Source organism: Parabacteroides sp. PFB2-10 (assembly GCF_029893085.1).
GTDB lineage: Bacteria > Bacteroidota > Bacteroidia > Bacteroidales > Tannerellaceae > QVMG01.
The window spans coordinates 256,416-272,498 of sequence record NZ_JARXWI010000003.1 but is presented as its reverse complement, the minus strand read 5'-3'; the positions used below and the strand labels follow the sequence as shown (position 1 = coordinate 272,498).

Here is a 16,083-nt window from a genome sequence, read left to right as displayed (position 1 = left end):
TTACCCTTTCAAAATAAGATGAAACGTGCTTCCTTTTCCGCTCTGGCTTTCAACCGTTACGTCGCCGCCCTGTTTTTTCATCATGTCTTTTACGTAGAACAAACCCAGTCCATGTCCTTTTACATTATGCAGGTTCCCGCTCGGGATACGGTAGAATCGGTCGAAAATACGGCTTTGATGTGCCTGGCTGATACCCGGACCGTTGTCGCTTAGGCTGATGCGTATCTCTTCCTGCTCCTTAGTTGCCCCGATGGTTATTTCGCACATCTCTTTGTTGTTGTATTTCACCGCGTTGTCGATCAGGTTGTTGATGATATTGTAGAGATGTGTTTTGTCGGCCATTACCGTCAGCCCGTCCGGGATGTCGGTTGAGAAGCGTATATGTTGTTTCGTTTTCATCAGCCATTGTTCCTGTAGCTGAACGATGAGTTCTTTCAGCTCTATCTCAACGGGGTGGAGTTTGAATGTACTGCGGTTTTCGACCGAGAGGGTGAGTATCTGTTCGACCAGTCCGGCCAGCCCGGTCAGCTGTTCCTTGACAATGGTGAGGTATTTGCGTTGTTTTTCGTTGACCGGATCTCCAAAGTGTAATAGGGAGTCGACCGCTGCGTAGCTGATCGATATCGGTGTTTTCAGCTCATGCGTCATATTGTTGGTAAAGTCCGTTTTCAACTCCTCCTCTGTCTTTTGCCGCATAATCGTTCGCAGTAGATAGAGAAAAGCGACGAGGATAATGAGCAACAACAGGAAAGAAGTTAATAATATGCCTGTCATCTGTCGAAAGACAATGCGTGAAGGCGATTTGATATACAACCGATAGGAGAAAGGATCGCTGATGGTCGGATCGGCTTCCGACAGGTATTTCGGATTCATCCGCACCGGATAATCATAGTAGGAGGCATCTTTCCAGTCGAAAACGGCCGTTGCCGTATCGGGCGCCATAGCGGGATGGCTTTTGCTTAAGGTGCGAAACACCTGATGGTTTTTCTGTGCTTCGAACACGAGATAGACCTGATAGTGGGCATGGATGTTTCTGGCTTTTAACTCATCCACCAAAAAGCGGTCGTAGTTCTCAAACTGTATGTGGGCGATGGAATCGAACTGGTCGTGCATGCCCTGGAGAATGATTTCTTCCAGACTGTTCAAGGCGGATAATAACTCATTTAATGCTGTTTCTACCTCTTCTTTCAGGTCGATCTCTGTCAGATCGATCTCTCCTACATCGACCGAAGCCAGCTTTTCAGCCGATGGCAGACTGTCTTGTCTGGCTTCTACCTCGACTTGCCCAAAACTTATTCCTCCTTTGTACTCTTCTCCGTCGCCTCGTTTCTGTTTGTATTCCTCCATGCGGTAGAATATCTCTTTATAGTCGGCTATGCGCATGGCTTCCCGGATATCAGACTCCATCTGGCTGTAGAGCGTGCCATACAGCCCTTTCAGCCAATAGCCCTGAAAGACGATCAAACCGATCAACGCGGAGATGATCATCAAACCGATTAATTTGAAGTGAAGGCGAGGTTTCATACGATTTCAATCATCTAAATGAACAGAACAAAAATACAACCGGAATCCGGGTAAGCCTAATGAAAGGCGAAAAATCAACAGCTTGGTAAGACTAAATAACACTTCGTAAGCAAGTGGTAACATAGTTTTTGCGAAAAAGAGCGTTTCTTTGCGTCTACATTAATAAAACAAATGAACATGATGCGATTCCTACTGATAGTATGCTTGGCGGCGAGTCCGTTGATGATGAAAGCCCAGTCTGTTTCCGGGAAAGTGCTTGATCCCGATGAACTGCCGATCGAAGGGGTAGCGGTCATCCGGCAAACGATGGATTCTGTCTTTGTGGAGGCCGTTATGACGGATAGCCTGGGTGTGTTCGTGTTGACGACACCGATAGACGGGTCTTTTCGTTTGATGTGTCAGCACCTGATGTTCGAGACATTGACGAAAGAGTGTACTTCGGGTGATATCGGAACCATCCGGATGGAGCCGAAAGCCTTTGCCCTTGATGAGGTGGTGGTGAAAGGCGAACGCCCGGTGGTCAGGGTCGAGGGTTCGTCGCTTTCGTATGATGTTCCTCAACTGATAAAGGATAAAGCCAGTATTAACGCCTTCGAGGCGATCAAAGAATTGCCGGGGGTAACGGGAAGTGACGATTCCATCGAATTGGTTGGGGCGCGTAGCCTCGATATCGTGATCAACGGTCAATTGACCACCCTCTCTTTGGCCCAGTTGATTCAATTGTTGAAGACCATCCCAGCCTCACGGGTATTGAAGGCGGAGGTGATGTATAACGCCCCGGCGCGTTACCATGTGAAAGGCTCGATCATCAATGTGGTCTTGGACGCCCCTACGAGCGATGAGCCTGTCCTTCAGGGCGAGGTGGGTGCCAACTACCGGCAGAGATACTATGAGGCATTTGGCATGAATGCTAATCTGTTGTATTCCACATCCCGTTTGACGATCGACTTCCTGGTCGACGCATCCAAAGGGCGCGGCTATGATGGAGAAGATATAGAGGCACGACATACGGTCGGTCAGGAGGTGATCCATATCGATCAGAAAGGGCGGAGCCGGAATACAGGAAATAGTGGATATGCCCGTTTGGGGATGGATTATACATTCTCCAATAAGGATAAACTCTCGGCCTCTTATTATTTGAATCTGGAAGATGGCGAGTCGAAGCGGGATGCCACAACGGTTTATACGCCCCTTGGCGAGACAAACGGCGAATCGCGTATGTCTAACGCGGTGACATCGAGTACGACGCAGTTGCATAATGTTGGATTGCTGTTTGAAGGGCATAAAGGACTACGCGCCGGGTTGGACTTTACGAAATACCATGATCCGTCTGATATGTTTTTCAATGATTACGGCAGTGACAGTGCTGACGATACGAAGATGCGTAATAATAGTACACAAGACGTATCTCGTTATTCGGCTTATCTCAATCAGTCACATCAATTTGGGAAGTGGTCGCTTAACTATGGGGCGCAGGGTGGCTATACCCAGTCGGATAACTATCTGGAATATGCTTATGATAAGGGGAATGGTTATCAGCCGGCACCGGAACAGTTGGAGGATAACCGACAGCAGGATTATACGGCCAATGTATTTGTGGAGACTGCCACTCAGTTCGGTTCGCGCCTGTCGGCCTCGGTTGCCTTGAAGGGCGACTATTACCGGTCGGACTATGCCTCGTTGAAAGAGGATATGACGCTCTGGAATGAATGGACCCTATTGCCGACGGTTTCGATGAGCTATACCTTCTCGCCTTATCATATCATGCAACTGAATGTGACCAGCGATAAAACCTATCCTTCCTACTGGGATCTGAGCCCGAAGAGCTATCCGCTTAATTCCTATTCCGAAGTGGTGGGCAATCCGCATCTGAAACCCTATCGCTCCTATAACAGCCAGTTGATGTATATCCTGAAGCAGAAATATATCTTTATGGCTTTCTGCACCTACGAACCGGATTATTTCACCCAGGTGCCCTACCAGAGCGATTCGGAGGTGAAGAATGTATTCCGTTTTGAGAATTTTGATTACGGACTGAAAACCGGATTGGTTGCCATTATTCCATTCCGGGTAGGGGAGTGGTGGAACAGTCGGATCACTGTGCAAGGCTTCCGTATGCAGGAAAAGAGTGACCATTTCCATGACATGTCCTTCGACCGCCATGCTTTTGTCGGGGCTTTTGTGATGTCGAACACCTTTAGCCTTCCCCGCGTTCCGAACCTGAAACTAACGGTTGACGGGCAATATGTTACGCCCGGAGCCATTCAAGGAATCTACGACCTGGGCTATGTCTACAAGGTGGACGCGGCATTGAAATATATCTTTGCAAAAGAAAAGGCTACGCTTACGCTTACCGCTACCGATATTTTTGCCAGTGGTTATCCGCGTCGCATCGAGATCAACCAGGGCAATCAGTGGAGCCGTATGACGAAGATCAACGATATACAAATGGTACGCCTGGCCTTCTCCTACAAATTCGGCGGCTATACGAAGAAAGAACATAAAGAAGTCGATACCTCCCGCTTCGGGAAATAGGCAGTTTCTGTTATTCCGACTTCGCGTTATGGCTATGGAAATCTTTCGGCAGCATACCGAACTGTTTCTGGAAGCACTTGGAGAAGTAGGAGGGGTTATTGAATCCTACCTGGTAGCAAACCTCGTTGATGCGGAATTCCTTTTCCGATAAAAGCTGCGCCGCTTTTTTTAAACGGATCAACTGGATCAGTTCATTCGGCGTCATATCGACCAAAGATTTTACTTTGGCAAACAATCCCGATCGACTGATATTCAGTTCTTCGGCTAAAACGTCGACGGAGAAATCCGTATTGGAGATATTCTTTTCAATGATCTTGTTCAACCGGGTTACAAATTTCTCGTCTGCTTTATTGCCGACTACGCTTTGCAGCGGGATGAAGGGCATTTCGGAGAATTTTTTCCGGAGGTTCTTACGGGAGAGCAATAGGTTCTCCATCTGCGCCTGAAGCAGTTGCGGTGAGAAGGGTTTCTCTATATAGGCGTCTGCGCCCGACCGCATTCCGGTCAGTTTGGAGTCTTTATCCGTTCTGGCCGTAAGTAGGATAAGGGGGATATGGCTGAATGCAAGATCTTTTTTCACCTCGTTGGTGAAGGTTAATCCGTCCATAACAGGCATCATCACGTCACTTATAATGATATCGACCGATTGTTTCCGCAACTGTTCCAACCCCTGTTTTCCGTTCTTTACGACCACTGTTCGGTAATGTTCCTGTAGATTGTTTTGCAAGAACTCCCGCATATCGGCATTGTCCTCGACGATCAACAAGAGTGGTTTTTCCGCTTTCTGTTGATCGTTGTCGACTGTTTCGGGAGTGGTTTGCTGCTGTGATTGTTTCTCTTCCGTTTCTTCATCCGGGAGTACGTTGGTTTCGGATATCTTCACCGGCTGCGCTATGGTTTGTTCGATAGGCAATGTGAGGATAAACAGGGTCTGTTCGTTCGGGATACTATCTACTTTTATTGTTCCTTTATGGGCATCAGTCAACAATTTGACCAATGAAAGCCCTATGCCCGTACCCGGTTTTTTGTTTTTCTCCACCTGGTAGAAGGGACGGAAAATGCCCTCCTGCTCTTCCGGGATGATTCCTTCTCCGTCGTCGAATACGGTGATAATTACGTGTTTGTCTTCGGCGTAACAACGAATTGCTATCTTGCTTCTGGCATGTTTAATCGCATTGGTCAACAGGTTGCTTACTATTTTCGTGACCGCCTCCGCATCGACTGTTGCCTTCAGATCATGGTCCTCCATGTCGAATGTGATGGCTATGCTCTTTTGTTCAGCCAAAGGCCTGAAGCGTATATACACATTTTGTAGTAATTCATACATTGCGTGTTGGGCAAACTGAATGATAAAAGCCCCCTCTTCCGCTTTGCGGAAATCGAGCAACTGGTTCACCAAACTCAATAATCGCTGGCTGTTCCGGTCAATAATATTGAAACTATCCCGTATCACATCCGGCATGGTTCCCGTGTTTTCCATAATTTTTTCCAACGGACCGATGATAAGCGAAACCGGCGTACGTATCTCATGCGCCACGAATGTGAAGAAGTTGATCTTCGCTTCCTGTAATTCTTTCTCTTTTTCGTGTTGAAGTATGCGCAAGCGTCTTCGATGGTTTTTCTCTGCCCGCTGGCGTATGAAATAGATAATATAGCCTAAAACACCGAAGAAAAGGATCGCATAGAGGGTATAGGCCCAGGTGGTCAGCCAGAAGGGCGGGTGTATCACAATATGGAGTGTCTTTTCTTTCTCGTTCCACACACCATCGCTGTTGGTTCCCATGACATGGAATATGTAGCTACCCGCCGGCAGGTTGGTGTATGTCGCTTTGCGTTGGTTGCCGACATAGTTCCATTCTTTGTCAAAACCTTCCAGTTTGTATTTGTATTGGTTTTTGTCGGGCGCGTTATAGCTGAGCGAAACAAACTCTATACTGAAAACACTTTCTTTGTAAGACAATTCTATTTTATCCGTGTAAAGAATAGAATTTCGTAAAATCCCTTTCTCTTTTATCATCAGGTCTTTGTAGAATACCTGGATGTTGGTGATAAATACGGGAGGTGTGAAATTGTTTTCATGTATTTCTTCCGGTCGGATCCGGTTGAATCCGTTTGTCGTGCCAATATAAAGATCGCCGGTGCTGCTTAATAAGCCGGCTTTTACGTTGAGCTGGTCGCTCAACAAACCATCATTCTTAGATAATGTCCGAACGGTTTTGTCTGAAGGCTTGTAGCCGATCAGCCCGTTCATGGTAGCAAGCCATAGGGTTCCGTCTATACTTTCTATAAAATTGATTTTATTGCTTGCTATATCCAGCGGAATAGAAAGGAATGAATTGTTTTCATTGTTATACGAGGCCAGTCCGTTATCTGTTCCGAACCACAAAACACCATCGGCATCTAAATGAAGCGAATTGACCTGATTGCTCGGAAGTGACGAACTATCGTTTGCGTTATAGAGATGATGATGCCAGCTTTTGTCTTCTTTGTTGTAGCGGAACAACCCTTTCCCCCAGGTGGCAAACCACACATTACCTTTCCGGTCGTCGATGATATCGGTGGTAGTCGTATTTGTTTCTTTCATCCGTATGAAGTTGTCCTTTTCCGGATTATAGAGGCAGACCCTTTCCATGGTACCGATCCACAGGTTCTTGTCCAGATCTTTATAGATGGAATAGACGCTGCTGCCTAATAGCGACGAGGGGTCGTCTGTCTTCGGGAAATAATGGGTAAATCGCTTTGTTTGCAGGTCGAATACATTCAATCCCCCGGAATAGGTGCCGATCCATAGTTTGTTCTTGTCTGTATACAAGGCATGGATATTATGGTAAGACAAGCTGTTTACTCCTGGCTGCGGGAGGTAATTCGTAAATGTTTCTTTTACCGGATCGAAACAACTCAAGCCTCCGTCGTCGGAACCCACCCAGATGTTCCCGGCCTGATCTTCACAAAAGCAGCTGATGATGTTTCCCCCGACCGAATTGAAAAACCTTGAATGGGTGTACCCTTCAATATCGCCTTTGGTCGGCGGTGCGTAATTGACCCCTCCGTAATAGGTGCCGATCCATAGTCCCCCCTCTTTGTCTTTGTAGACTGGGTAGATAAATTTGTCCGACAGCGTACTGCTCTTCAACTCGGAGGCTGTCATCAACGTGCTTTCGTATGTTCTCGTATCGAAAATAATCAACCCGTCGTCGGAACCTACCAATAATAGTCCCGGTTCATACTCAGTTACATAGTGAATATGCGAAACCCCGTTGACCATTCCGGGAGCTATGAACTGTTCCAGTTTACCAGTCTCTTTGTCCATTTTGCAAAGCCCATGGTTCCAGGTACCGATCCAATAGTCATGGTTGCTATCCTCGATCATGGCATAGACGCCAAAATCATTGGTGTCAACGTTCGGGAGCGAAAGCTCCAGGGTAGTGAACTGGCGCGAAATAGGATCGTATTTGTTTATGATAGGCAGGCTTCGCTGGGGAGCGGCCCAGACTGTATTCTCTCTGTCGACATAGACAAAGAGAATCATATTCGCGCCTGTGGCATTCGGGGTGCCCGACTCGGCGGTGTACTGATATAACTGCTCTTTTTCCACATCGTAATGGAATATCCCCTGCGCATGGGTGGAGATCCAGATATTGTTATGTTGATCTGCCCGAATCGCTGATATATAGCTTTTAATCAGAACCCCTTTATCGGTTTTTTTATCAAAAAAAGAAAAACTCTCCGATTCCGGGTTATAAATATAGACACCGTCGTCTGTCCCTACCCAGAGGTTTTGGTTCGGGTCTTCATATAAAGCATAAATATAGTTGCTGCCGATGGAGGAGGGGGATCCTGCGGTGTATTGGAAATTTTTGAAGGAATAGCCGTCGAATCGGCTCAGTCCGTTTTCCGTACCAAACCACATAAAGCCACGGCTGTCTTGTGTCAGGGTGCGCACGGTATTGGAAGGCAAACCGTCTTTTATCTCATAATGACGAAACCGGAATCGCTCTGCTGTTGTCTTCGGGCAACAAAGAATACTTATCAGAGTAATCGAAAAAATGGCGCGTAAAAAGGAAATTTTCATACTATTAGAATCCTTTCAATAAGATGCAAATGTATATAATTTACTTTAAATCATTTAATAAAAAGCAGTGATTCTTGTTAATTAACCATTTTCTTCTTCCTTTGGCTCTCTTTTTTCCTGAGGTTTTACGGCGAAATGGGGGTAGGGGCGAGGAACTTCTTTCTCTTATCTTTTTGCAGATCGAATGTGTAAATAAATGTTAAATAACGGATTTTGATAAAAACCCCCAATTTACGATTTGTAATTTCCGCGGGACTTTGTGCGCAAAAAAGCGGGAGTTCGGAGACAAACTCCCGGGAGAAACACTTTTTAACGTATGGGTTTGTAAGTAAAACAGGCGTTTTGCTTACAATCCGTATTTTAACATTTTGAGGGTTGGGCTCGCGAAAATGAACGGTGAGATCTTCAAAAAGGTGACTATCCTATTTGCCTAAGGCCGATTTTCAATTATTCGGATACATTTTTTAAGATGTAACATGCGGGGAGAAAAATGTAACGCAACGGGGTGTTTCTGTACCCTTGTTAAAGATTTCGGTTACACCATCTCTATTATCATGTCACTGTGTTACTTATTTTTGTAAAGTGGCAAATGCAAGATTGCAAATAATAAAGAAACAGTAATTTCAATGCCGTCTCAGCCTTCCGCATGAGACAAATGGTATTTTTAGTGTATTAGTCTATTTGTTCTATTAGATTGTTAAACCGTTTGCGCCAAAGCTCAGGCTTTCGCAAACGGTTTCTTTATGTAACATCGTGAATTGCCCCATTCTAAATCAAACTTTCGACAAAACAGTCGTCAAAAATGCAAAGTGCTGATATAAAGCGGTATGCAAACAAAATGTAACATACAGAAAAAGGAATGTTACATAAAAAAGAAAACATGTAACACCCTTAAAGATGCGTGTAGCATTTTTCGCCAACTTATTGAATTCGACTCTTTATGTTTGCATTACGAAAAAAGCCACTTCAATTGAGGAGCCACAGGGAATCATGAGAAAACCAATTTTTCCACCTGTCGCTCTGTTGTGGTTACGATAAATGGAGTAAAATGGAGCATAGTAAAATCACAGAATGAAGAAAGTCATAAAACCATGGTTTACTTTTTTGTTTTCGGCCTGCATCGTTAGCCTAACCGCTACGTCGTGCAGTTTCACGAAAGACAACAAAAGTTTGCCTACTATCGGGAAATCCGTAGCTCTTTTTGACCACTTCAGCTACATCGGTCAAGATGACATCTACACATCAAACCCACTGCCGGAAGAGAATTGCTTCTACAATCCGGTATTGCCGGGGTGGTACTCTGATCCAAGTGTCTGCGCAAACGATCAGGGCGATTATTTTTTGGTCACCTCCAGTTTTTCTTACTTTCCGGGAGTTCCCATTTTCCATAGCCGCGATCTGGTCAATTGGAAGCAGGTCGGACATGTGTTGAACCGCCCCTCCCAATTGGTCAACCTAACGGGACAAGGCATAAGCGGTGGTATCTTCGCACCGGCTATCGAGTATAACCCGCACAACAAAACCTACTACATGGTAACGACCAATGTCGGCGCGGGCAACTTCTTTGTGAAGACACAAGATCCCTTTGGAGAATGGTCGGATCCAATCATGTTGCCAAGCATCCAGGGTATCGACCCTTCGTTTTTCTTTGACGAAGACGGCAGAGCCTATATCGTAAACAACGACGACGCGCCGAACAACAAACCGGAATATAATGGACACCGCACCATCCGCATTCAGGAATTCGATGTTCAGACAGACCAGACCGTAGGCCCCCGCAAAATACTCATCGACAAAGGTGCATGCCCCGAAGACAAACCGATCTGGATCGAAGGGCCACATCTTTATAAAATAAATGGCCGCTATTTCCTTATGTCTGCCGAAGGTGGTACCGGAGGCTGGCATTCCGAAGTTATTTTCCGTGGCGATTCTCCGATGGGGCCGTTCACTCCATGGGAGAACAATCCGATTCTAAGTCAAAGAGAATTAAGTGCCGACCGCCCCAACCCTATTACCTGTGCCGGTCATGCCGACCTGATTCAGACAAAAGAGGGTGACTGGTGGGCGTTCTTTCTGGCTTGCCGCCCGATCAACAACAAATTTGAGAACCTGGGACGCGAGACCTTTGCCATGCCGGTAAAATGGAGTGACGATGGGTTTCCCTATATCACCCAGCAGAAGGATGTTATTCCGGTGATCGTAAAACGGGAAGGTACGAAACGCGATTCCACCGTTACTTTCGGTAACTTCGAAGTGCATGACACATTCGATGAGAATACATTAGATATGAGTTGGATGACACTGAGAGGACCGGCTACCGATTTATATTCATTGACCGAAACACCGGGCTACCTCACATTGAAAGGCTCTCCGGTCAGTGCAACGGAAAAAGCTACACCCGCCTTTATCTGCCGCCGTATGCAACACCATAAATTCGAATGTAGTACGCGCATGCTTTTCAACCCATCTGATGAAACCGAAAAAGCAGGGATTCTTTTATTTAAAGATGAAAGGCACCAATATTTCCTTTCTGTCGGTATAGAGGGAAAAGAAAAACAGGTATCTCTTCAACAGATAGAAAAGAATGAGAGCAAAACATTGGCGAGTAGTAGTATAATGAACGAGGCAACAGTCATCGACCTAAAGGTTGTATCCAAAGGAACCGTATATGATTTTTATTATGCGACCGAGGATAACAAATGGAATTTGCTTTGCAAAAATATTGACGCCTCCTACCTGTCGACCACGGCAGCCGGAGGATTTACGGGAACCACGATGGGTATGTACAATATACTCTTAGAGAAAAATCACTAAATTAATCTAAAACTATTAATGTAAAATGGAATGGTACAACGACACCTAAAAGTAACAAGCCGGATAAGCAGAATAGCTCTCCGGCAACATCAATTAAACGAGAATATTATTAATATCTTAAACTAACGGTAATGGAAAATGTAAAAAAACAAATTCAAAAAATTCATTACTTCCTTTTATTCATCTTACTCAGTTGTTTGACCATCTCGGCACAGAACAGAGTAACCGTGAGAGGAATAATTACCGATGAAAGCGGAGAAACCGTCATCGGTGCTAATGTCGTAGTAAAAGGAGATAATACAGTTGGGGCGGTTTCGGATATCGACGGAAAGTTCGAACTAACCGTTCCCAATGCCAATACCATTCTTGTCGTATCCTACATTGGTATGAATGACAAGGAGGTAAAGGTAGCAGTAAACACAACCATGCGCATCACGCTTTCAGAAAACACGCAAGAACTGGAAGAGGTGGTTGTTGTAGGTTTCGGCCAGCAGAAAAAGGTCAGTGTGGTCGGTGCGATCGCACAAACAACCAGCAAAACGCTGGAACGCACCGGGGGTGTGAGTAGCTTAGGTCAGGCCTTGACCGGTAACTTACCGGGTGTGGTAACCATGACCTCTTCAGGTAAACCGGGGGAAGAAGACCCTGAGATTACCATCCGTGGTCTTAGCTCATGGAACGGCAATGATCCGCTGGTACTCGTTGACGGCATCGAACGTCCGATGGCTGGTATCGATATCAACTCCGTTGCATCGATCTCCGTATTGAAAGACGCCTCGGCGACTGCCGTATTCGGTGTGCGTGGGGCAAACGGGGTTATCCTGATTACCACCAAACGTGGGGAAGAAGGAAAGGCAACAATCAATGTCAATTTGAGTACGACCTTGAAAACCTACTCTAAATTGCCGGCTTTGATGGACTCTTACGATGCATTGAGCCTGCGTAACCGCGTAATCGAAAACGAATTGGGATACAAACCCGAATCGTGGGCATACTATCAGCCAGAAGAAGTTCTTCGTAAATACCGTTATCCGGCCAACCTCGAAGAATTCGAACGTTACCCGAATGTAAATTGGGTGGACGAGTTGCTGAAGGATGTAGCTACCTCCTACAATGCGAATGTGAACATCTCAGGAGGTACACGCTTTGTGAAATATTTCGCCAGCATCGACTACGCCAACGAGGGTGACATCTACAAAAAATTCGACAACAACCGTGGATACAAAACGGGATACAGCTACAACCGTATCAATGTACGTAGTAACTTGGACTTCAATTTGACAAGAACCACCACGTTGCACGTAAACCTCTCGGGATCGCATGGTGTGAAACAAGGATCACGCGGACAATACGAAAACTTGGTATGGGCAGCGTTCTACGGTATTGCACCCGATGCATTCCGTCCTAAGTATAGCGATGGTACCTTCGGTTTTTATTATCCGAATCCTACACAGGCATCGACCAACTCAATGGAAGATATCAGTGTAAACGGGGTAGGATACAATACCGACGACCGTTTGAATACCGACTTTACGTTAAGGCAAGACCTCGGCTTCTTGTTGAAAGGACTTTCTATTCAGGGACGTTTGGCGTTTGACAATAGCTTCTCGGAAGGGGGACGCGGTATCGACGACGTAAACGACTGGGAAGACAATCCCCATAAGTGGATTGATCCGGAAACAGGAAAAGAACATACCGACATGACCGTTGACGGTAACAATAAATTCGACTACCAGAACAATATTGCCTGGACAACAGGTGCCGGTGGTGTCGGTGGTGTTTATCGTCGTATCAACTATTCAGCACGGCTCAACTATGACAATAGGTTTGGCAAGCATGAAGTAGGAGCAATGGGTGACTTCAGCCGCGAGCAATATGCAACCGGAAGTATGCAGCCTTATTACAGAGAAAACTGGGTAGGCCGTGTAACCTATAAATATGACAATCGCTATATATTCGAATACAACGCTGCCTATAATGGATCTGAAAAGTTCGCTACCGAATACCGTTTTGGTTTCTTTAATTCAGGAGCTGTCGGTTGGGTAGTAACAGAAGAACCTTTCATGAAGAAACTCGACCTGAAATGGCTCGACTTTTTCAAATTCAGAGCTTCTTACGGACAGATCGGGGATGATAATGTTGGACGCTGGCTTTATATGGATACCTGGGGGTATGGTGGCCAATTCAACCAAGGCTTGACCGGGGTTAACTCAAGCAAGAGCCCCTATCGGTGGTATTATGAATCGCAGGTGGGTAACCCCAACGTACAGTGGGAGGTTTCTACTAAATTAGACGTAGCAGCCGAATTTGCCCTCTTCGGAGGTGCCCTCTCGGGATCAGTCGACTATTTTAAAGACAACCGTTCTGACATCTTCCTCCAAGGAGAGAACCGTTCTATACCTTCTTATTATGGTACAAATGCACCGGCTGCCAACTTAGGAGAAGTGGAAAGTAAAGGGTATGAAATCGAACTTCGCTGGACGAAATCATTAAACAAGGACTGGCGTCTTTGGGGTAATGCTGCTTATACACACGCTGAAAACAAAGTTATTGAGGCGGACGATCCAAAGATGAAACCCGAATATCAGAAAAAAGCCAATAAGCCGATCAACCAAACAACATCTTATATTGATCAGGGCTATTATAACAACTGGGATGAGCTCTACGGATCAACAGGACACGACGCGTTGGATGGCTCGCGTATACCGGGTAACTATATTATCCTCGACTACGATGCCGACGGTATTATTTCCCAGTTCGACCGAGTGCCTTATGGATATACCGGAACACCTCAGAACACCATCAACGCCCAAATCGGTGCGGATTATAAAGGATGGAGTTTCTTCGTACAATTCTATGGGGTAAACAATGTATCTCGTTATGTAAATCTAAACAGTTTGGGTGGTGTGAGAAATACGGCCTTCGATGAAGGTTCTTATTGGTCGAAAGACGACATTAACGCAGATGTTCCCCTGCCACGTTGGGGCGCACAACCCAGCGAATTTACCAACGGTACACGCTTTATACATGATGGCTCCTATCTCCGCTTGAAGTATGCAGAACTTTCTTATACCTTCAATTTGAGATCTATCGGTTTCAATAGCTTGAAACTGTATGTCAACGGTAACAACTTATTCTTATGGACTAAGATGCCTGACGACCGCGAGTCGAATACCGGAGGTGGCTCCGCTTATCCGACACAAAGACGTTTTAATATTGGTTTGAGAGTAACATTATAATTAAGAATATGATGAAAACAAAATTAATAATTTATTTGTGCGGGATAACATCCGTTTTGTTCAGTCTATCATCCTGTACGGAGTACTTAGACAAAGAGCCGGATTCTGTTATCTCAGCTGATGATGCCTTTAAGAACTTCACCAACTTTCAGGGGTTTGTGGAAAGGATGTATCATTTGGCTCCGGATGTTGCCAAGGCATATTGGGTAAGCTCGTTTAACTGGGGCGAAGATGAAGTGGTAACTATCGGTAACGGTGAATACCTGATGGGATTTAGTATCGACCGGGGTAACTACCGTAATTATATTGGTGCTGGTCACTGTTTCCTCGATCGTGGCTGGAGCGCAGGGGGTGACCGTTTTAAAAAAGCGATATGGGGTGGTTCCTGGTATGGTATCCGCGTGGCCAATATGGGACTGGAAGCACTGGCTGCCGGGAAAATGACCGATGCTTCTGATGAAGAGCGCAAGATAGTTGAAGGACAGCTCTATTTCTTACGTGCCTGGTTCTATTTCCAACTGACTACGTATTGGGGTGGTCTGCCTTATATCGAGTCTGTATTGCCAAGTGACGAGCCGTTAACTCTTCCGCGCGAAACCTATCGTGAAAACGCAGAGAAAATGGCAGCCGACTTTCAGAAAGCAGCCGATCTGCTTCCAGTAAATTGGGACGACACTGAGATCGGTCGTCGTACGGCAGGTAACAACGCTTTGCGTGCAAACAAAATATGGGCTCTGGCCTATTTAGGAAAGACCTATTTATATGCAGGTAGTCCGTTGATGGCAAATGGTGTGAACGGTCCGAAAACCTATGATGCTGAAATGTGTAAGAAAGCAGCGTCTGCTTTCGGCAAGGTGTTGAGTATGGTAGAAAACGGAGAAACACAATATGCTTTGGTTGATTTCGAAAAATACAGTTCATTATTCTATACCATGCAGCAGAACTGGTTGATGCCCGGTGGTACGGAAGCGATCATGCGAAGCCCGACTTACGGAGCTGACTCATACTGGCGTCAGATGAACTCGTATCAGATTGCTAATATGGCAGAAGGCGACGGTATCGTACTTTGTCCTTCAGCTAATTATGTCAACTACTATGGTACAGTCGACGGTCTTCCACTCAATGATCCGGAGTCAAGCTTTGACCAAACACATCCGTGGAAAAACAGAGACCCACGTTTCTACAACGACATCATATATGACGGCGTGAAGATGGTATCGGGCACCATCACCGATCCGTCAGATGAACAATACCGCTATGCCAACCTGTATAACGGTGGTAACTTCCGTAACGACCCGCGTAAGACATCACGCACAGGTTATCTGAACTATAAATTCATCCCTATGGGTGCGAATAAATGGGATTTGACCTATGGCTATAGCTATTCTACACATTTCCACCTGTCGTGGCTACGTTTGGCAGATGTTTACTTGATGTATGCGGAAGCAGCAGCGCAAGGGTATGGTTCGGCTAATGCCAAAGACGCCTCTTTCTCGAAAAGCGCTGTCGAAGCGGTCAACACCATTCGTGAACGCGCTGGCGTTGGTCCGGTTGCCGACAAATACACAGCTTCTTTGGATGGATTTATGAGTGAATTGCGTAGAGAACGTGCCGTAGAATTGGCATTCGAAGGACATCGTTTCAATGACCTTCGTCGTTGGTTGTTATTGACAGAATATCCTTACAACATTAAAACGGAACAATTATTCGACCGCGCGGCTCCGCTCGATCCGAAAGCTGATCCAAAGGAAAATGCGGTAGTAAACTGGGACGAAGAGGTCATCATTACGCGTAATCTCTCAAGCAAACACTATTGGTTACCGTTCAAAACGGAGGATGTCACAATATATCCCGAATTTACACAAAATCCGGGTTGGTAAAAAATTGATAACTCTAATA

General features: G+C 45.7%; 6 protein-coding genes. 4 read left to right on the top strand and 2 right to left on the bottom strand.

Features of this window, described 5'->3' with window-relative positions:
- A complete protein-coding gene (locus M2137_RS04265; RefSeq protein WP_280765220.1) occupies positions 1-1,524 on the bottom strand; it encodes a HAMP domain-containing sensor histidine kinase in 1,524 nt (507 codons plus the stop codon).
- 177 nt (positions 1,525-1,701) lie between these two features.
- On the opposite strand from M2137_RS04265, the gene M2137_RS04260 reads away from it, so the two are divergent.
- Positions 1,702-4,059 (top strand): outer membrane beta-barrel protein, encoded by a 2,358-nt coding sequence (locus M2137_RS04260; protein ID WP_280765219.1) that lies wholly within the window; start codon positions 1,702-1,704, stop codon positions 4,057-4,059.
- A 10-nt stretch (positions 4,060-4,069) separates the two neighbouring features.
- Here M2137_RS04260 and M2137_RS04255 read toward each other — a convergent pair whose 3' ends face one another.
- The gene (locus M2137_RS04255; protein WP_280765218.1) at positions 4,070-8,131 is read right to left on the bottom strand and encodes a two-component regulator propeller domain-containing protein; all 4,062 of its coding nucleotides are present in this window, start codon (positions 8,129-8,131) and stop codon (positions 4,070-4,072) included.
- Between the two features lie 1,071 nt (positions 8,132-9,202).
- Between M2137_RS04255 and M2137_RS04250 the strand changes: the two genes are divergently transcribed.
- From M2137_RS04250 to M2137_RS04240, 3 genes are all read left to right on the top strand, one after another.
- Complete coding sequence (locus tag M2137_RS04250; RefSeq protein ID WP_280765217.1) at positions 9,203-10,945, top strand: glycoside hydrolase family 43 protein; 1,743 nt, start codon at positions 9,203-9,205, stop codon at positions 10,943-10,945.
- Between the two features lie 131 nt (positions 10,946-11,076).
- Positions 11,077-14,184, top strand: a complete 3,108-nt coding sequence (locus tag M2137_RS04245; RefSeq protein ID WP_280765216.1) for a TonB-dependent receptor — start codon at positions 11,077-11,079, stop codon at positions 14,182-14,184.
- Between the two features lie 11 nt (positions 14,185-14,195).
- Positions 14,196-16,064, top strand: coding sequence for a RagB/SusD family nutrient uptake outer membrane protein (locus tag M2137_RS04240; protein WP_280765215.1), 1,869 nt, complete (start codon positions 14,196-14,198; stop codon positions 16,062-16,064).
- Positions 16,065-16,083 lie beyond the last annotated feature (19 nt).